Source organism: Brevundimonas sp. SPF441, from assembly GCF_009661015.1.
Classification (GTDB): Bacteria; Pseudomonadota; Alphaproteobacteria; order Caulobacterales; family Caulobacteraceae; genus Brevundimonas; species Brevundimonas vesicularis.
Window position 1 is genome coordinate 72,296 of record NZ_WJWX01000001.1, and the last position, 16,796, is coordinate 89,091.

Annotated in this window: 17 protein-coding genes and 3 tRNA genes; 15 read left to right on the forward strand and 5 right to left on the reverse strand. The window is 61.7% G+C overall.

The features are described from left to right. The first annotated feature begins 9 nt into the window (after nucleotides 1–9). The 8 genes from recJ to GGC30_RS00395 all read left to right on the forward strand — a co-directional run bounded on the left by recJ (nucleotide 10) and on the right by GGC30_RS00395 (nucleotide 4,824). Nucleotides 10–1,824, forward strand: a complete 1,815-nt coding sequence (gene recJ, locus GGC30_RS00360) for a single-stranded-DNA-specific exonuclease RecJ (RefSeq protein ID WP_153921703.1) — start codon at nucleotides 10–12, stop codon at nucleotides 1,822–1,824. A 78-nt stretch (nucleotides 1,825–1,902) separates the two neighbouring features. After that, a tRNA-Glu gene (locus tag GGC30_RS00365) sits at nucleotides 1,903–1,977 on the forward strand. A 221-nt stretch (nucleotides 1,978–2,198) separates the two neighbouring features. Then, complete coding sequence (locus GGC30_RS00370; RefSeq protein WP_045811719.1) at nucleotides 2,199–2,738, forward strand: cold-shock protein; 540 nt, start codon at nucleotides 2,199–2,201, stop codon at nucleotides 2,736–2,738. Nucleotides 2,739–2,759: 21 nt separating this feature from the next. Beyond that, nucleotides 2,760–3,239, forward strand: a complete 480-nt coding sequence (locus tag GGC30_RS00375) for a DUF192 domain-containing protein (RefSeq protein ID WP_052689615.1) — start codon at nucleotides 2,760–2,762, stop codon at nucleotides 3,237–3,239. A 45-nt stretch (nucleotides 3,240–3,284) separates the two neighbouring features. After that, nucleotides 3,285–3,361: transfer RNA gene (locus GGC30_RS00380), tRNA-Pro, on the forward strand. 77 nt (nucleotides 3,362–3,438) lie between these two features. After that, entirely contained in the window at nucleotides 3,439–3,744 is a 306-nt protein-coding gene (locus GGC30_RS00385; RefSeq protein ID WP_039245189.1) for an ETC complex I subunit, read from the forward strand. 19 nt (nucleotides 3,745–3,763) lie between these two features. Then, nucleotides 3,764–3,840, forward strand: a tRNA-Arg gene (locus GGC30_RS00390). Between the two features lie 27 nt (nucleotides 3,841–3,867). Next, complete coding sequence (locus tag GGC30_RS00395) at nucleotides 3,868–4,824, forward strand: rhodanese-related sulfurtransferase (RefSeq protein ID WP_153921709.1); 957 nt, start codon at nucleotides 3,868–3,870, stop codon at nucleotides 4,822–4,824. 7 nt (nucleotides 4,825–4,831) lie between these two features. On the opposite strand, the gene GGC30_RS00400 is transcribed toward GGC30_RS00395, so the two are convergent. From GGC30_RS00400 to GGC30_RS00410, 3 genes are read right to left on the reverse strand one after another with little or no spacing between them, the layout of a single operon-like run. Continuing rightward, on the reverse strand, nucleotides 4,832–5,635 hold the full coding sequence (locus GGC30_RS00400) for a DUF1295 domain-containing protein (RefSeq protein ID WP_153921712.1): 804 nt from the start codon (nucleotides 5,633–5,635) through the stop codon (nucleotides 4,832–4,834). Beyond that, nucleotides 5,635–6,273 carry a ChrR family anti-sigma-E factor gene (locus tag GGC30_RS00405; protein ID WP_066551554.1) on the reverse strand — a complete coding sequence of 213 codons (639 nt, stop codon included), beginning with the start codon at nucleotides 6,271–6,273 and terminating at the stop codon, nucleotides 5,635–5,637. The genes GGC30_RS00400 and GGC30_RS00405 overlap by 1 nt, the downstream gene beginning before the upstream one ends. Continuing rightward, complete coding sequence (locus GGC30_RS00410) at nucleotides 6,270–6,935, reverse strand: sigma-70 family RNA polymerase sigma factor (RefSeq protein WP_228763505.1); 666 nt, start codon at nucleotides 6,933–6,935, stop codon at nucleotides 6,270–6,272. The genes GGC30_RS00405 and GGC30_RS00410 overlap by 4 nt, the downstream gene beginning before the upstream one ends. A 79-nt stretch (nucleotides 6,936–7,014) precedes the next feature. Here GGC30_RS00410 and GGC30_RS00415 point away from each other — a divergent pair, with 79 nt between their 5' ends. The 6 genes from GGC30_RS00415 (at nucleotide 7,015) to GGC30_RS00440 (ending at nucleotide 14,795) form a co-directional block, all read left to right on the forward strand. Next, nucleotides 7,015–8,352, forward strand: a complete 1,338-nt coding sequence (locus GGC30_RS00415; RefSeq protein WP_153921715.1) for an NAD(P)/FAD-dependent oxidoreductase — start codon at nucleotides 7,015–7,017, stop codon at nucleotides 8,350–8,352. Then, nucleotides 8,349–9,149, forward strand: coding sequence for a DUF1365 domain-containing protein (locus GGC30_RS00420; RefSeq protein ID WP_370451800.1), 801 nt, complete (start codon nucleotides 8,349–8,351; stop codon nucleotides 9,147–9,149). Before GGC30_RS00415 ends, GGC30_RS00420 begins: the two co-directional genes overlap by 4 nt. A 418-nt stretch (nucleotides 9,150–9,567) precedes the next feature. Further along, nucleotides 9,568–10,539 (forward strand): site-specific integrase, encoded by a 972-nt coding sequence (locus GGC30_RS00425; RefSeq protein WP_194943491.1) that lies wholly within the window; start codon nucleotides 9,568–9,570, stop codon nucleotides 10,537–10,539. Next, nucleotides 10,539–12,014 (forward strand): site-specific integrase, encoded by a 1,476-nt coding sequence (locus GGC30_RS00430; RefSeq protein ID WP_153921721.1) that lies wholly within the window; start codon nucleotides 10,539–10,541, stop codon nucleotides 12,012–12,014. Before GGC30_RS00425 ends, GGC30_RS00430 begins: the two co-directional genes overlap by 1 nt. Beyond that, nucleotides 12,011–14,332, forward strand: coding sequence for a hypothetical protein (locus tag GGC30_RS00435; protein WP_153921724.1), 2,322 nt, complete (start codon nucleotides 12,011–12,013; stop codon nucleotides 14,330–14,332). Before GGC30_RS00430 ends, GGC30_RS00435 begins: the two co-directional genes overlap by 4 nt. A 25-nt stretch (nucleotides 14,333–14,357) precedes the next feature. Continuing rightward, a complete protein-coding gene (locus GGC30_RS00440) occupies nucleotides 14,358–14,795 on the forward strand; it encodes a hypothetical protein (RefSeq protein WP_153921727.1) in 438 nt (145 codons plus the stop codon). A gap of 6 nt (nucleotides 14,796–14,801) precedes the next feature. On the opposite strand, the gene GGC30_RS00445 is transcribed toward GGC30_RS00440, so the two are convergent. Continuing rightward, nucleotides 14,802–15,035 (reverse strand): helix-turn-helix domain-containing protein, encoded by a 234-nt coding sequence (locus GGC30_RS00445; RefSeq protein WP_153921730.1) that lies wholly within the window; start codon nucleotides 15,033–15,035, stop codon nucleotides 14,802–14,804. Nucleotides 15,036–15,748: 713 nt separating this feature from the next. Here GGC30_RS00445 and GGC30_RS00450 point away from each other — a divergent pair. After that, the gene (locus tag GGC30_RS00450; protein WP_153921733.1) at nucleotides 15,749–15,973 is read left to right on the forward strand and encodes a hypothetical protein; all 225 of its coding nucleotides are present in this window, start codon (nucleotides 15,749–15,751) and stop codon (nucleotides 15,971–15,973) included. A 149-nt stretch (nucleotides 15,974–16,122) separates the two neighbouring features. Here the strand turns inward: GGC30_RS00450 and GGC30_RS00455 are convergent, their stop codons facing one another. Continuing rightward, a complete protein-coding gene (locus GGC30_RS00455; RefSeq protein ID WP_153921737.1) occupies nucleotides 16,123–16,791 on the reverse strand; it encodes an MBL fold metallo-hydrolase in 669 nt (222 codons plus the stop codon). Nucleotides 16,792–16,796: the final 5 nt, after the last annotated feature.

The window sequence follows — 16,796 nt, forward strand, 5'->3', positions numbered from 1 at the left end:
AATACGCTGATGGCAGACGACGACGGCGGCGCAAAGACACTGAACGCATTCCTCGGCGTGTCTCGGTCCCTGTCCGGGCGCTCCTGGCGTCAACGTCAGGCCGACGCCGCAACGACGCGCGCGCACATGCAAACCCTGAACCTGGAAGAACCGCTGGCCCGGGCCTTGGCCTCGCGGGGCGTTCGCGCCGACCAGGGCCGAGATTTCCTCGCCCCGACCCTGCGCGCCCTGTTTCCCGACCCGTCCAGCTTTATGGATATGGACGCAGCGGCCGATGCGATCCTGAATGCGCTTCAGGCCAAGGCGAACATTCATGTGTTCGCCGACTACGATGTGGACGGCGCCTCAAGCGCGGCGCTGCTGGTGCGTTGGTTCCGGGCGATGGGGCATACGCTTTCCATCTATGTTCCGGACCGGATGACCGAAGGTTACGGCCCCAGCGCCAAGGCCTTCGATACGCTGAAGGCGTCGGGCGCCGATCTGGTCATCACGGTGGATTGCGGGGCGGCGGCGAACGAAGCCCTGGCCCATGCGGCCGCCATCGCCTTGAACGTTGTCGTGATCGATCACCACCTGATGCGCAGCGAGCCGCCGACGGCGTTGGCGGTCGTCAACCCGAACCGGCCGGGCTGCAATTCGGGTCAAGGAAATCTGGCGGCGGCGGGCGTCGTGTTCGTGCTTCTGGCGGCGCTGAACCGGGAGGGGCGGCGTCGGGGCCTGTTCGCCGAGAGGCCCGAGCCGGACATTCGTCAGTGGCTGGATCTGGCGGCCCTGGGCGCGATCTGCGACGTGACCGGTCTGACCGGCTTCAATCGCGCGCTGACCGGCCTTGGTCTCAAGGTCATGAGCGACTGGCGTAATCCGGGTCTGCGCGCGCTGCTGGCGGCGGCCGGCGCCGAAGCGGGACCGGCCAAGAGCAATCATGCGGGTTTCATCCTGGGGCCGCGCATCAATGCGGGAGGACGCATCGGTCGCTCCGATCTGGGCGCACGGCTGCTGTCGACGGACGACCCGGCCGAGGCGGAGGCCCTGGCGATCGAACTCGATGCACTGAATCTCTCGCGCCGCGATGTCGAGCGGGCCGTCACCGACGCCGCCGTTCGTCGGGTCGAGGCGACCGGCGCCCATGCCGACGAAAGCGCCGTCGTCGTGGTCGCGGGCGAGGACTGGCACCCCGGCGTCGTCGGCATCGTCGCCGGCCGTTTGCGCGAGCGCTGGCGCAAGCCAGTGATCGTCATCGGCGTCGATCCCGTAACCGGTCTTGGAAAGGGCTCGGGCCGGTCACAGCCAGGCATGAACCTGGGACGCGCGATCCAGGCGGCCTGGGAGAGTGGTATCCTTCTCGCTGGCGGCGGTCATGCCATGGCGGCAGGCCTGACGATGGACGGTGCGCGCGTGTCCGAGCTGACCGCCTTCCTGAACGAAAGACTGGCCAGTGAAAGGATCGAGGCTGTCGCACAGGACGTGCTTGAGATCGACGCCCTGATCGACCCGGCGGCGGCGACGCTCGATCTGTTCGAATCGTTCGAGCGTCTGGCCCCATTCGGCCCTGCCAACCCGGAACCCAGCTTCGCCCTGAGCGGCGTTCAAGCCCGCGAACCCGTCGCCATGAATGGCGGTCATGTGCGGTGCCGGCTGGTCGGTCCGGATGGCGCGTCGGTCAAGGCCATCGCCTGGCGCTGCGCCGATCTGCCGACGGGCCAAGCCTTGCTGTCGGGGCAGGGCGGGCTGAGCGTCGTGGGCCGGCTGAAGGCTGACGACTGGAATGGCCGCAAGGGCGTGCAGTTCGATATCGAGGATGTCGCCGATCCTCGAATGATCTGACGACGGCTTCAAAAAACTGAAAATCCACGCTTGCACCGCTCCGAGGGCGCGGCTATATCGCCGGCTCTCCCGCGCAGCGGTCCCTTCGTCTATCGGTTAGGACGTCAGGTTTTCAACCTGAAAAGAGGGGTTCGACTCCCCTAGGGACTGCCACGCGGGCAGGACCATGGTTGAGCCTTTTGAGGCTCCCGAGAAACAGCCTAATCAAAATTGCAGACGAAACAGGCGGTCATTCGCCGGCGTCCACGACGCGCGTCTGCACTCCCACAAAACGCAAGCTTCTGCATAGACGCGCATTTTCCGCTTTTCAAAATTTCGCGGAACGGTGTTAAATATAAAACGAGTCCGCTGGAGGCGCGGGCGGGGGTTTTTGAGTGTCTGACTTTAGAGAGACGGAAACGGCGCAGACCGTTCGCGTCACTGGGCGCGTGAAGTGGTTCGACGCCGTCAAGGGCTATGGGTTTATCGTCCCTGACGATCCGACCCTGACCGAAACGAGAGACGTCCTGCTGCATATCAGCAGCCTGCGCGATCTCGGCCGTGACGCGGCCGATGAAGGCGCGACCATCACCTGCGACTGCGTCAAGCGCGCCAAGGGTTGGCAGACGATCGAGATCCATGACCTGGGCGAGGGCGAAGCGACGCCGGCCGTGCGTCGCCCTGTGACTTCGCCGCCGCCACGGCCGGTCGCCGAAAGTGACGAACAGTTGGAGACCGCTCTGGTCAAATGGTTCAATCGCACCAAGGGCTACGGATTCGTCGTGCGTGATCGCGAGCCGGGCGATATCTTCGTCCACATCGAAACCCTGCGTCGCTGCGGCCTGGATGATCTGATTCCTGGCGATGCGGTGCGGGTGCGATTCGCCAACGGGCCCAAAGGTCTGGTGGTGGCGGACATCAGAACGGGCGACTGATCCAGCGCCCAGGAGAGGCGTATGATCAAGGCGACGAGACGTTTTGCAATGGCCGGGCTTATCATGCTCGCGCTCGCCGGATGCGCGGCCAAGGCGCCGGTCGGCCCCAATGGCGAGCCGCTGCAGAAGCTGGCCGTCGTGACCACGTCGGGCGAGCATCAGTTCTGGGTCGAAATCGCCGATGAAGAGCCCGAACGTCAACGGGGGCTGATGTTCCGTCCGCCGCTCGAGGCCGACCGCGGCATGCTGTTTCAGTGGCCGGGCGAAGCGCCGCGCGAGCAAAGCTTCTGGATGCGCAACACGCCGAGTTCGCTGGACATTCTGTACATCGATCCGCAAGGCCGGATCGTCTCCATCGCCTCGCACGCCACGCCGTTCTCCGAGGCGCCGATCCCTTCCAATGGCGCCGCCAACGGCGTGTTGGAACTGCGGGCAGGGCGGGCGGCCGAAATCAACGCCAAGCCCGGCGACAAAGTTTTACATCCTTATTTCAAGCCTTGATTGCGGATCGCGTCGCGAAGTGCCAATAGAGCGCTCCGTTCGGTCCGGGGTGTAGCGCAGCCTGGTAGCGCATCTGGTTTGGGACCAGAGGGTCGGAGGTTCGAATCCTCTCGCCCCGACCAACGGAAGGCCGCTGGATCATATGTCCGGCGCGCGTTATGGCAGGGTCACAGACCCCGCCGTCACTGAGGATTTCGCCATGTTGGCTCGCATCTACCGCCCGGCCAAAACTGCGATGCAGTCGGGCAAGGCCAAGAGCCGCGACTGGCGGCTGGAATTCGAACCGGCGTCGGCGCGCACCATCGATCCACTGATGGGCTGGACCAGCTCCACCGACATGAACGGCCAGGTTCGTCTGAGCTTCGAATCGAAGGAAGAGGCGATCGAATACGCCGAACGTCACGGCATCGCCTTCCGTCTGCACGAGCCGAACGATCCGCCGGTGATCATCAAGGCCTATGCCGACAATTTCGCCACCAACCGCAAGCAGTCCTGGACGCACTGACGCCTGACGTCTTGCCAGAGCGCCCATAGCTCAACCGGATAGAGCACCCGCCTTCTAAGCGGGATGTTGCAGGTTCGAGTCCTGCTGGGCGCGCCACCTCCGGCGCCTTCGAGGGGCTGATCCATGACCGACCATCAGACCTCGTCCGATCAAGCCGTCCGTGTCGCCGCACTCTACCGGTTCGCGCCGGTGGCCGACCCCGAAGCCGTACGCCAGACGCTTCAGGCGGTCTGCGACGCTGGGCAGGTGAGAGGGACCCTACTCGTCGCGCCGGAAGGTCTGAACGGCACCATCGCCGGATCAGAGGCGGCCATCGCAGCGGTGCTGTCCAGGATCCACGCCATGCCAGGCTTCGAGACGCTCGAACTCAAATACGCCTGGACCGACGCCCTGCCGTTTCACCGGATGAAGGTGCGCGTCAAACGCGAGATCGTCACCATGGGACAGCCGAATCTTGACCCTGCGAATCAGGCAGGCGTCTACGTTGCGCCCACGGACTGGAACGCCCTGATCGCCGATCCCGAGACCTTGGTGATCGATACGCGCAACGACTATGAGGGCGAGATCGGCGCGTTCGAGCGGGCCGTTCAACCCAATACTCGCAGCTTTCGCGATTTTCCCGACTGGTTCCGGAGCGAAGGTCGCGCCCTGATTGAGCGGACTGGCGCCAAGCGCGTGGCCATGTACTGCACCGGCGGCATTCGATGTGAAAAGTCGACCGCCTTCCTGAAGGCTGAGGGTGTGGAAAACGTCCACCATCTGGAGGGCGGCATCCTCCGCTATCTTGAGACAGTGGATGAGGATCAGAGCCTATGGCGTGGGTTGTGTTTCGTTTTCGACGAACGCGTCTCGGTCGGGCACGGCCTGAGCCAAGGTCCCCACTCCTTGTGTCGGGGATGTCGTCTGCCCGTGGACGAGGCCGGTCGGGCTTCGCCGCATTATGTCGAAGGCGTATGCTGCGAGCGCTGTCACGACGCCCGCGACGCGGTCCAGCGGCAGCGATATGCCGAGCGTCACAGGCAGATGCAGATAGCCCGCGAGCGGGGCGAAACGCATCTGGGGTCAGCTCAGAAGGACTAAGATCGCCTCAACGACGGGGTGGGCGAGGGAAGAAGGCGCTGGTGCGGGCGGCATAGGCCTCGAACGCCTTGGGTCGCGACCGTCGCATATGTTGTTCCAGCAAGGGCACGCCGGACACCTGGGTCAGGAGCCAGTACATATAGGCCGGCCCGGTCAGCGCCAGCCAACCCCACGGCCATTCACCGCTCAGATTGACGGCGAACACCGGCCAAGCGCACCAACTCACCCATTCGAAGAAATAGTTGGGGTGGCGTGACCAGGCCCACAGACCGACATCGCAGACGCCACCCTTATTGCCCGGATTGCGTTTGAAGGCCGCCAGCTGGCGATCGGAAACGGCTTCTCCAACCAGGGCCCCGACAAAGATCAGTGTCGCCACGGCATCCTGAAGCGTCAGGCCCGGCGCCGGGTTGCGCGCCGCCGCCATCACGCTGAGCGCCAGGAAGGCGGCGGCTCCAGCTTGCAGCATCAGGAAGCCGAACATCTTGATCTGAAAGCCAGCGCCCCAGTCCTCTCGCAGACGCGCGTAGCGAGCATCTTCGAGCTCCTCGTGGGCGGCGCGAAAAGCGATGTGGGACCCCAGCCGCAACCCCCAAAGGCCAATCAGCAGGGCTGCGAGATACTGGCGCAATGACGGAGCGGCGCCGTCGATCGGAAACAGCGCGACGCCGACGCCGGCTGCTCCCAGTCCGAGCGACCAGAAAGCGTCCGCCCACCCGCCTTGGCCCGTTCGTTTCTGGACCAGCCACGCCGTAGACATGACGACGACAAGAAACAGGGCGGCGACACCCCAAATGGTCGCGAGAGCCATCACAGGCGAACAAAGGGCTGGATCAGCTTGCCGACCCACCCATCCAGCTGAATCTGACCGTCAAGCGCGACGACGCACAGACACGGCTCGTCTGACACGACACGGGGTTGGTGCAGCACCTCCGGATCCGCCTCTTCGAAATCGCCGACGTCGAAACGCTCGGTTTCGGTCGCATACGCGCCGGAGATGACACAGGTCAGCTCGACGCCGCCATGCGTATGTTTTGGCGTCTCACGACCCGATTCAATCTTCAGCAGAATGACACGGCAATCCCCATCCCGCGGCGCATGGACGTCGCGCACGCGCATGCCGGGCCCGACCCAGCGCCATGGGCCAAGCGCATAGCGTCGCAACGGCTCGGGCAGCTCGGGCATGTCGTTCAACGGCGGGCTGTGTCTGGCCTTGCCGGCATCCGTCTCGATCCGCGCCATCGCCAAGGCGAGCGCATCATTCGACAAGGGGGAGGGGAGCGTCTCGTTCAAGAACTCGCCGCCGACGGATTGCAGGTCGCGCACCCAGGCGTCATTGGCCGGCCGCATCGCCAGATGCGCCGCCATCACCACAGCCTCGGGCGGGCTGAGCGTGCCGGCCGCATAGGCCAGCAAACGTTCCTCGGACGGATTGCGCTGAGGTTTCATCGCGCGGCCTCTTCAGACGGCGCGAGGATCAAACGAAGCTTGGTCATGGCGTTACGAATACGGGATTTGACGGTGCCGAGCGGCAGGCCGAGATGTGTGGCGATCTCGGAATGAGAGTTGTCCATGAAGAAGGCCAGACGCAGAACCTCGACATGGTCGGCGCTGAGCCGCGCCAGAGCGTCGCGCACGCGATCCGCGTCTTGAGACATCGACAGCAGTTCATCGGGCCGGCGGACGTCGTCCCCCGCCAGCTCGATTTCGGGCGTTGGCAATGGCCGCGCGTCACGGCGCAGCATGTCCAGCCGACGGTTGCGAGCGATGGTGAAAATCCACGTGGCGGCGCGCGCCTTTGACGAATCAAACAGATCGGCCTTGCGCCACACGGTCAGCATGGCGTCCTGCGCGAAGTCTTCGGCCGCGCCGGGCGTCGCGCCCGACTTGATCAGCCAGGCCTTCAGCCGGGGAGCAAAGTAGACGAAGAGCGCAGCGAACGCCTCACGATCTCGCCTCAAGGCGATCTGTTCGATCAGACGATCGTGGAGCAGCGGATCAGGCAAGCTGTCGAGCGCCTTCACGCGGTTTGACCGACATGGCGTTGATGCGAAGGATAACGGCTCGGCATGCATGAACACTAGTACGCTCAGCGGAAATGTCTGGATCAATCGCGATCCGAACATGACGGCGACCCGTAATCCGTTCATGCCCTAGCGATTGCGCTGCGGCGTATCTTTCGGAGTTTTCATGCCTCTGTCGTCCGCGACGCCCTCTGCCGAACGTCAAAAGATCGCTGTGGTCGGATCTGGCGTCGCCGCGCTGTCTTCGGCCTGGCTTCTGTCGAAACGCCATGACGTGACGCTTTACGAAAAGGGCGACCGCCTGGGCGGGCATTCGAATACGGTGATGGCCAGCGTGCCTTCCGGCGACATTGCGGTCGACACTGGCTTCATCTGCTTCAATGACGCGACCTATCCCAATCTGATCGCCCTGTTCGAGCATTTGGGGATCCCGACACGCGCGACGGATATGTCGTTCGCTGTCTCACTGGATGACGGACAGTTCGAATATGCCGCGCCAGGCTTGTTTGCTCAGCGTCGCAACGCCCTGCGTCCTCGTTTCTGGTCGATGCTGAGCGAAATCCTGCGCTTTTATCGCGACGCGCCAAAGGATTTGGCTGCGATGTCCGATTCCTCGCTGACGCTCGGTGACTATCTAAAGCGGGAAGGGTTCAGCGAGGCGTTCCGCGACGATCACCTGTTGCCTATGGCCGCCGCGATCTGGTCATCGCCGGCGCATACGCTGATGGACTATCCGGCCGAGTCCTTCATCCGTTTCTGCGGCAATCACGGCCTGCTGAAACTGGTGGGGCGGCCGCTGTGGCGCACCGTCGAGGGTGGCAGCCGCGTCTATGTCGAACATCTCGCTCGTGCCATCCAAGACATTCGGCTGGACCACGGCGTCACTTCCGTGCGGCGTAGCGATCAAGGCGTCTTCGTTCACGACAGCCAAGGCGGAATCGAGCGCTACGACCAGGTTGTGATTGGGTCCCATGCCGATCAGGCTCTGGCGATGCTGGCCGAACCGACGGCGCGGGAGAAGGCGCTGCTCGGCGCTTTCCGGTACAGCCGAAATCTGACCGTCCTGCATACCGACGCCAGCCTGATGCCGCATCGTCGTCGCGCCTGGGCCAGCTGGAATTATATCGGCGCGGACGACGGCCTCTGCGTCACCTATTGGATGAACCGCCTGCAAGGTCTGCCGGGCGACGACCTTTTCGTGACGCTCAACCCGAAACGTCCGCCGCGGGCCGACACGATTTTACGCAGCGAACTGTACGAGCACCCCATCTTCGATCCCGCCGCCATACAGGCTCAAAAGCAGTTGTGGAGCCTGCAAGGGCAGGGGGGCGTCTGGTTCTGCGGGGCCCACTTCGGCGCGGGCTTCCACGAGGATGGCCTGCAATCCGGCCTCGCCGTCGCCGAACAACTCGGCGGCGTGCGTCGCCCTTGGTCCGTCGCGAACGAAAGCGGGCGCATTCATTTGACGACGCCTATGGGCGCACAACTGGAACGTGCCGCGTGACACTCAGCTCGGCCCTTTATCGCGGCCGGGTCATGCACCGACGCCTTCGCCCCAAGATCCATAAGCTGAACTATCGCGTCTTCTGGCTCCTGCTCGACCTGTCGGAAATCGATGATGTGGACGCGCGCCTGCGCCTGTTTTCGCGCAATCGATTCAATCTGTTGTCCTTTCATGACAAGGATTACGGAGACGGTTCTGGCGCGCTGCGTCCTCAGGTGGATACGTGGATGGCTCAAGCCGGCATCGACTTAAAGGGCGGAACTGTCCGCCTGTTAACCATGCCACGCGTCCTCGGATACGTTTTCAACCCGATCAGCATCTACTATTGCCATTGGCCCGACGGACGGTTGGCCGCCATGGTGTACGAGGTGACCAGCACCTTCGGCATCCGCCACTCCTATGTCATTCCGATCCCGATCGAAGATCAGGCCGCAGGCGTTATTCGCCAGGGCGCGGCCAAGGCGCTCTATGTGTCGCCATTTATGGGCATGGAGATGGATTACCAGTTCCGTGGTCATACGCCGGGCGATCGCCTCGACATGACGATCGATGCGCTAGATGCCGAAGGCATGCTGATCACGGCCGCTATGACGGCTAGGCGGAAACGCCTGGAGGATCGCAGCATCGCCGCTGCGACAGCAGCGATCCCGCTGATGACGTTCAAGGTGGTCGCGGCGATCCATTGGGAGGCGCTGAAGCTGTGGCTCAAGGGCATCGGCCTGACACAGCAGCCCAAACCGGCAGGTACGCCAGTGACCATTCAACGCCAGGCTCAGGAGAGCCGTTTGCGGCCTTGAGCGACGCATTCGCTTTATCGCCTAAGATATATTATATGAAGGCCGCCCAAGTTCGAAAGTGTTGCAGGTCTGATATCCGCTGGAGCTCAAAGCCGCGCGGCGCAGCTATCAAAACGCGCAGCAGCGGGGCTTTGAGCGGTCGTCACCCACCGCTTTTCACTTGATTCAAGCTCTGCCTTACGGGACACGCCGGCTATCTACCAGCGTGTCTTTCTGTCGATGCACCCCAATGCACCCCAATCTTCCCGAGCCTCTCACGGGCCCATTCTGTGCCGATCATCGCGGCATACCTCGATACTGCTCGACGATATGGATCGACGTGCTGAACGGCCATCTCACTCCACCAACACGTGACCGATACGCCAGCGCTGCGAATAGTCTGTACCGGCAAGCGGCCTCGATGGTCCCAAGCGTCGACTTGGACGCTGTATTGCTAGCGCCAGATTTCTCGGAGATCGAACGCGTTCTCTCGAGTTGCCTGCTGGCCCGACAGGCCGATCAAGATCTCCGGCACTGGCAGCTCGCCTGCCGCTTCACGTTTTCCATCCTCGAGAACTTGGTTGGTATTGATGATCCTACGATGAAGCAGCGTCTGCGGGTCATGCGCCAGCGCTTTGCCCAGCTTCGCGTCCGCCCCAGGCGACCCTCCAACCCGGGCCGTTCGTTGCCTTGGCTGGCAGTTGAAGATCTCTACGAAATCTTCGATCCAACTTCTCTCCGCAACCCCTTCAGAACGCTGTCCAGTCGGTGGCGAAATTTCGTGATCTTTCTCGTACTTGTACAGCTGGGTCTGCGCCGCGGCGAGGCTTTGAGTCTCACGGTGGATTCCCTGAAGCAGCAATTCGATCCCAGCGTGGGCGAGGTGCGTCATTGGCTTGATGTCTCTACTGCCGATCAGAACGTCGACAGGCGGTCCAGAAAGCCAGCTTTGAAGAACCGGCATGCTGTTCGTCAGTTGCCCGTTCCGCAAGTCTTGGCAGTCGCAATCGATACATACGTGAGCCAGTTCCGACCTGATGTAGATCACGCCTTTCTGTTCTCCTCGGCTGAGGGCCATCCGCTAGCCCTGAGCTCGTTGGGTAACCTCATAGATGTCGCTACGCGCCACATGTCCCCGCAGGCGCTTGCGGCACTCCAGCACGAAGGCATCTTCAAAGTTTCGCCGCATGATTTCCGGCACACCTCGGCGGTCATTCGAATTCAGCGCTTCATGGACGCCGGTATGGAGTTGGATGAGGCGCTCCACAGGCTTCGACCATTCTTCGGCTGGAAGCGGTCATCGGACATGCCTTTCCACTATGCTGGCGCATATTTCGCCCCTCGCCATAGCAAGGTCTGGGACGAGACCTTTGAGAGGAGCTTGACCGCTCTTCGCGCTGGACTCTGCTGATGAATGAGCAGCTGTCACTCTTCGCAAGCGCGCGCCCTCCTCCGCAGCTGCCGCCCCTTCCCAGTATCATCCGTTACTATGATGATTTTGATCGGGTCGACCGGCGGCTGGATAACCTCCATGAGGACACATGGAATATTCACCGAAATGGCAAGGTAGATTGCTTCGGGTTTGATTGCATTCCGGAACCGGTCCGCAGTGTCGTTAAACGTGTGCTTGCTGAGACGCTCGTGGGCAACGCCACCGCGACAGCTGCGAACTATTGGCGCTGCTGGGTCGCGTCGCCCACGGACTGCCTTTATGAGGGGGTCGTCAACGCGATACAGCAGAGCCCTCTCGATTTTCGGTCCTGGTGGACCATGCAGGCCGTTGAACAACTCAGCCGTCATCAAGCACTCGCGTTCCGGCACCTACTCCATTGGCTCTGCCGCTGGGAGGTGGGGCAGTGGCGAAGCGCAGACGCCGCCCTCGTCCGCGCCCTGCCCGGCCACGCCTATCGGAAGTATGCAGGCGTCAGAGATCGGTCGTCGATCCTGCCCCACGAGGCTAGGTCGAAGATTGTCTCATACCTCGATGAACTCAGCGGACTTGCAGCGTCGGGACGATGTTCTTCGGAAGCTGCGCGAGATGGGGCAATTCTCGCTGTGGCCTATCAGCACGGATTGCGATCAAAGCAGATTGCGATGCTCGACGTAAGTGACGTCCGCATCCTGGACGCAAACACAGTCCATATTCGTCCAACTATTATCAAGCAGCGGTCGCAGAAGGTCGGCAGTCGCGTCAATCGCAGGATGCAAGCTGAGTGGACTCCCTTGTTCTGTTGCTGGTCCGAGGGACTGAAATCAAAGTCCGGAGACAAGTTCTTCCAGATGGTCCCCAGCGAGATTACTGGAATAGTCAGTGCTTTATCAAAGCGTGTCACCGGTACCCCCTATGCCACGGGCATGTTCCGGCACACAGGCGCGCAACGTCTCGCGGACAGTGGAGCGTCTCGGGAAGAGGTTTCGGCTTATCTCAGTCACACCGACACGACTGCCGCTGACCATTACATCGAAAGTTCGCCCGCCCAAAACATGCTGGTGAACGCGGCGCTGGGTGAGTCTCCCACCTACCAATCCATCGCTGCGGCCATGCGCGGCGACTTGATAACCCTCGCTGACCTTCTCGGAAGGCCTCCCGATCAGCAGATCGCGGGAATCCCTCATGGCATTCCAGTGTCCGGCGTAGGGGCGTGCACGGCCGGCCAGTCGCTCTGCACACGGAACCCTGTCCTCAGTTGCTACACCTGCCACAAGTTTTTGCCGGTCTCCGACAGTTCGATCCACCAGCAGGTCCTTTCGGATCTGCGGCATGTGGTGCGCTCCTTCGACCAGCCATCGCGCATCGACCGCGTATCGCCCGCAATGATGCAGCTGCGCGTCACTCTTGAAGCTGTCGGCAGCGTCCTTTCCGAGATGGGAGGATCAAGCGAATGACGTCCGCCTTCGACCAGTTCATTGAGGACGGAAAGGTCCTCGCGGGACGCCATGGCTTGTCGTGGGACGCACCGTACGATCCTCACACCGGAGCCATTCCCAAAACGCATTGGTGGGATCTCGGCACCGCTGCCGGAAAGGTCGAGCGTTCCCGAAAGTTGATCTCGACGTTTGCCGCAAACTATGCGGCGGTTGCAGCGGTGGGTTCTGTCACTGGGCGCGATTGTTCGGGCGTCATGACGCCGGCATGGATCAGCTTTTTCAAAGCCACGGCGCTCCATGACCTGTTCGTGAAGGGACGGACCCCAGCCAACTTTACGAACAATATCTCAGACTCGCTCCGAATCCTCGCGATATGCGCCGGAGACACCCCACCGCCCTTACTCTCCGCGAGCATTGTCTCGGCTGCTTACAATGCAGCCTTGATTGCCAGTCCATCTGCGAAGCGCGCCAGCACACTGAAGGCGCTGATCGCAAACTGGTTAGACGGAACCGGAATTGCCGATCAGCGGCCGCTTGCTCAATACTGCACTCCTGATCCGAGCAATACCTTGGCGCTCGAGCGAGAGAAGAGGATCGAAACTACCCTTCGTCGACAGGTCGACAGCAAGCGACCTGACGCCCTTCGAAGCGACCTGAGCCAAGTTCATTATGCCGAGAAGCTTCCGAACGAAGCTGCTTTGGCAGAGCTTATCCGCATCGTGTTCAGCGCCAGTCCTCACACGTTCAGCGACCTGATCCGCTTTCATCAGGCGCGGATTCTCCTCGCGACCGGTTTCCGTGTCGGAGAACTCGTTTCTCTTCCGAGCAACTGCCTCATAGTTGAGCAGCCGGCTCCTACCAATCCGCGCCTGTTCGGCCCTCTGACCCCGATCGTCATGCTGAGGCACTATGCCGAAAAGCAAATGCCTGCAGGCCGCGGGTTCGAGCTGGTGGAAGCAATCCAGCACGTCCCTCCCCTCCTCGTCCCAACCGTAATGTCGACCGTTTCAACGGTCCTCAGGGCAACAGAGCCGCTACGGCGACTGGCCATGGCTCAGCGGGCGACCGGTTCGCTGTTCCCAGACCTTCAACCTGAGGCTTTGATCTCTTGGACTGAGGCGTACACGCGGGCGTCCGGGATGATGCAGGTGACTGTCAGCGAGATCCCCCAGTCGCTCAAGGACGCATACCGCGAGGCCTATGACGTGGTTGCTCTGAATGCGATCCGTCAGCACCAAGCTCGGGCGTTGGTGTCGTCTTCTGTTAGCCCAAGGGTGCGGGACTACTTCCGCAGGGTCGAGATCGATCGCCAAGGCCGAAGCCTACTGAGAGACAGTGAGGGCTCTGAATTCCTCCTCGAGAAGCGAGAGCGATTGGCGGGGCGGACTCCTTTCGTACGCGTCGGAGAACTCGAAGAATACATCCGTGAGGCCCTTCCGACCAAACTTCCGGAACTGCGCCTGAGCCGTTCCGACCGGGGCAAGATTGGGCTTGAGGATCGCCTGTTCCTTTATCCCGGTCGCGCCGTCGCCGAAGCAAAGCATGACGCAATCATCGACATCGAGCGGTACTTCTCGGTCCAATACGCTTCGACCGCAGACCTTGAGCAGCAGCTTGGCGGGATTGGAGGCGGACGGTTATTCCAGCGGTATGGCGACTCGGATGATGAACGTGGCCACAAAATCAATCCGCACTCACTTCGACATCTGCAAAATACGGAGTTGTTCAGCCGCGGGGTCGCCGACACCGTTATTTCGAAAAGGTTCAACCGGAAAGATACAGATCAGAGCTACGTCTACGACCACAGAAAGTTGGCCGAGCATCTCGAGGAGATGGAGCCTGAAAAGGCGCGTTTGGCCAAAACGATGCTTGGTCCGAAGGCCCGCGAGGCCTTCGACTTGATCCGGGGCGGCAGGATCACAGGTCCGGTCGTGAGCACGTTTCAGCGCATTCAGCGGGAAGAGGGTGATGAAGCGGCCTTTGAGTTTCTAAACGCCGAGGCGGGCGCTCTTCACTTCACACCGTATGGGTTCTGCCTGAACAGCTTCGCGGCTAGCCCCTGCGTGAAACACCTCGAGTGCTTCAACCGGTGCAGCCATCTTGTTCGAACGGATGCCCCAGAGGAACAAAAGAACCTGACCGACCTCAGCCGGAGATACGAGATCCACATCGAGCGGCTCAGGACGAAGCCGAGCAAGGCTCCGAACTACATCACTCAACTTGCCCATGCCGAAGAGAGGCTGGCCGGCGTGAAGGCCGCCCTTGCGCAGGCGCCTGGGCCGCCCGTGTTTCCCGAAGGGTCAAGTCTCCATGCGGAGGTCGGTCGTGCCCGCTAGGTCTGAGCAAGAGTTTCTGGAACACTTGCTCCAGACCATGGTCGAACAGGACATCGACGTCACCTTCCGAGGGGTCGCGGAGCGCTCCGAAGGTTGGTTTGCTCACGCCAGTACCTTCACTCGAAGGCTCGACCTGCGTGCAGCCGTCGAGGCGGCTCAAGGTCGTCAAAAGGCAGTAAGACAGGTCGCTGCCAAATTCTCGAAAAGTTCCCCTTCCCTTCTGGCCGAACGTCTCGCAGCGGCCCAGGCGGAGGTGCAAACGTTAAAGCGTCAGCGGGATCTCCTCGTAGCAGGCCATCGAGCCGCAATCCTTGCCATAGGGAGGGTTGGCGGGATGAAGGCTTGGAGAGAGTACTTCGCTGAATACAGCGGGGCCCTTCAAGACTTGAAGGAACTAGGCGCGCTTCCAGAAGCCGAAATCGTCCGGATTGCACCCGTCGAAGAGCCGGATTCCAATCGGTAGCGACTTCTAGTCTCGCTTTGGCTGAAGCAAGCTCCAGACCTCGGTAGAAAGGCCGGTGGCCAAGGCGTTCAAGCTGTCCAGCGAAACGTTCCGTTCGCTACGTTCGATCGATCCCACATAGGTCCGATGGAGCCCTGAAGCATCTGCGAGCTGCTCCTGACTTAGCTTTCTTTCCTGACGAAGAATGCGGACGTTTCGCGCCAGGACGTCCCGTAAATTACTCGCTTCACCCGCTGCCATCCCGCCAGTGGTCGAGAGGTGATGACTTTACGTCGACAGACGTTAAGTAGCATTCATGATCGGTGCACCGGGGATCGCCCCACCATTCTCATTGTCAGACGTCCCCGTTGCGATCGTCGCTGACGCGGACGTCGTTGCCCGGCTGGAACAGGAACGTTCGAGCATGCACGACCCTGACCTCCAGGCGACAGTCCGGCGACGACTGGAGGCCGCGGGCCGCCTTCTGGCGCACTTGGAGCGGAGAGATCTTACCTGGCCTCCACCGCGGCGCATGAGGCGGACCGTGAATGCGACGATATCGCGGGCGGCTTGGGACGAACTGAGATCGCAAGCGGCGAGGCTAGATGTTGCTGAGCAGGTCTTGCTCTCCGGTGTGCTGGCCGACAACCTATTTGCATGCCCCTTAGCGATGATAGATCGGGACGAGCCACTGTCCGGTTATCTTAGAACCGAGCGCGGGCACGGCCGGATTTATGGCATCCAGTTCGAAGTCACGGGCTTCCAGTACGCCTTCCTGAAGACCCTCGCCGGTCAGAGCCTCACTACGCGTGAGATTTTCCAGTTGGCCGTTACGTCCTTGGCGGAGCGCCTAGGCCGTGGGGACCCACCGCTTGGTTTGCCCCTTTCAAGGGAAGCGCTGGCCATGGCCGCGAAAATCTCTCTTCGCGCTCCCATCATACCCCAATCGTCCCCCCGAAAGTGAAAGGTTGCGCATGCGTTTGGCCCCTCATCAACAAGCGATATGGATCACCATGTGGGCGCGAAACTTCAGCTATGCGGGCGTGGCCTTCGTAATGATCGGGGTCTTGGCGCTGATGGGAGCCAGATTTATGGACCATCAGATCGCGGTGGGTTTCATGGTGGGTGCCGTCCTGGTCTACATGGGCGATCGGATCATCCGGTACATTCCGGATCCTGATCAGCCGGTGGACGAGTGAGGTATCCGCCGGCGGTCCAAGCGCTGGGCTCTAATGCGCCAGAAGCGGAAGTTGAACTCGCGCCAGGAAGGCGACATCCCATGTGCAACTGACCAAGATAAATCTGCGTGGTCAGGCGAAGCCGATGGAGACTCAGGCTGCGTCAATCGTCATTGGTCGGCGACCTCAAACCCGTCTCCGGGCGTCATCGGCCGGTGCAGCTTAATCCCGACTTTGTCCAGATAGGGCTCGTAGACGTCGTAACGCTGCTTGAGGAAATAGTCGCGCGCGTAGCCGTCATGGACCGGCACGACAGATTTCGGCTTCATCCGCTTGGCGAAGGCATGGGCGGTGAGCTCGGTCAGAAAGGGCGCCATCACCGGAAGGGCCAGCACCTCCACGCCGACGAATCGATCCAGACGGCTGTCGAAACTGTCGCCCGGGTTGAGGAAAACGTCGTTGACAAGGAAGGCGGTCAGTTGCGTGCTCTCGTCCGACAGGATGGGCTCATGCGCGACCGCCTGAGCCTGCAGTCGGAACGCGCCGAAGATCCGTTCACCCTCTTCGAAGACCGTGACCGACAGGCCCTTCTCGCTGAGCTTGTTGGCGACCTCGCCGTTGCCGACGAGCGTTGCGCCACTCGCATGCACGATCCTGCCCAACGCATCAGGGTCGATGTGATCCGGATGGCCGTGCGTCAGGACGATCGTCGAGACGTCCGAAAAGACAGCGGGATCGACCCGTCCGTCGACGAACGAGAACTTGCCCGGATCGAAGAGCAGTCGCTCCTGGCCGATCGTCAGGCGCAGGCAGCTATGCACGAACTTGTCGATACGCATGGCGG

Bases quoted from the DNA above. Each gene is read 5' to 3' on its own strand.
- recJ (WP_153921703.1), top strand. From the start codon at position 10: ATGGCAGACGACGACGGCGGCGCAAAGACACTGAACGCATTCCTCGGC.
- GGC30_RS00375 (WP_052689615.1), top strand. From the start codon at position 2,760: ATGATCAAGGCGACGAGACGTTTTGCAATGGCCGGGCTTATCATGCTC.
- GGC30_RS00385 (WP_039245189.1), top strand. From the start codon at position 3,439: ATGTTGGCTCGCATCTACCGCCCGGCCAAAACTGCGATGCAGTCGGGC.
- GGC30_RS00395 (WP_153921709.1), top strand. From the start codon at position 3,868: ATGACCGACCATCAGACCTCGTCCGATCAAGCCGTCCGTGTCGCCGCA.
- GGC30_RS00400 (WP_153921712.1), bottom strand. From the start codon at position 5,635: ATGGCTCTCGCGACCATTTGGGGTGTCGCCGCCCTGTTTCTTGTCGTC.
- GGC30_RS00405 (WP_066551554.1), bottom strand. From the start codon at position 6,273: ATGAAACCTCAGCGCAATCCGTCCGAGGAACGTTTGCTGGCCTATGCG.
- GGC30_RS00415 (WP_153921715.1), top strand. From the start codon at position 7,015: ATGCCTCTGTCGTCCGCGACGCCCTCTGCCGAACGTCAAAAGATCGCT.
- GGC30_RS00430 (WP_153921721.1), top strand. From the start codon at position 10,539: ATGAATGAGCAGCTGTCACTCTTCGCAAGCGCGCGCCCTCCTCCGCAG.
- GGC30_RS00435 (WP_153921724.1), top strand. From the start codon at position 12,011: ATGACGTCCGCCTTCGACCAGTTCATTGAGGACGGAAAGGTCCTCGCG.
- GGC30_RS00445 (WP_153921730.1), bottom strand. From the start codon at position 15,035: ATGGCAGCGGGTGAAGCGAGTAATTTACGGGACGTCCTGGCGCGAAAC.
- GGC30_RS00450 (WP_153921733.1), top strand. From the start codon at position 15,749: ATGCGTTTGGCCCCTCATCAACAAGCGATATGGATCACCATGTGGGCG.
- GGC30_RS00455 (WP_153921737.1), bottom strand. From the start codon at position 16,791: ATGCGTATCGACAAGTTCGTGCATAGCTGCCTGCGCCTGACGATCGGC.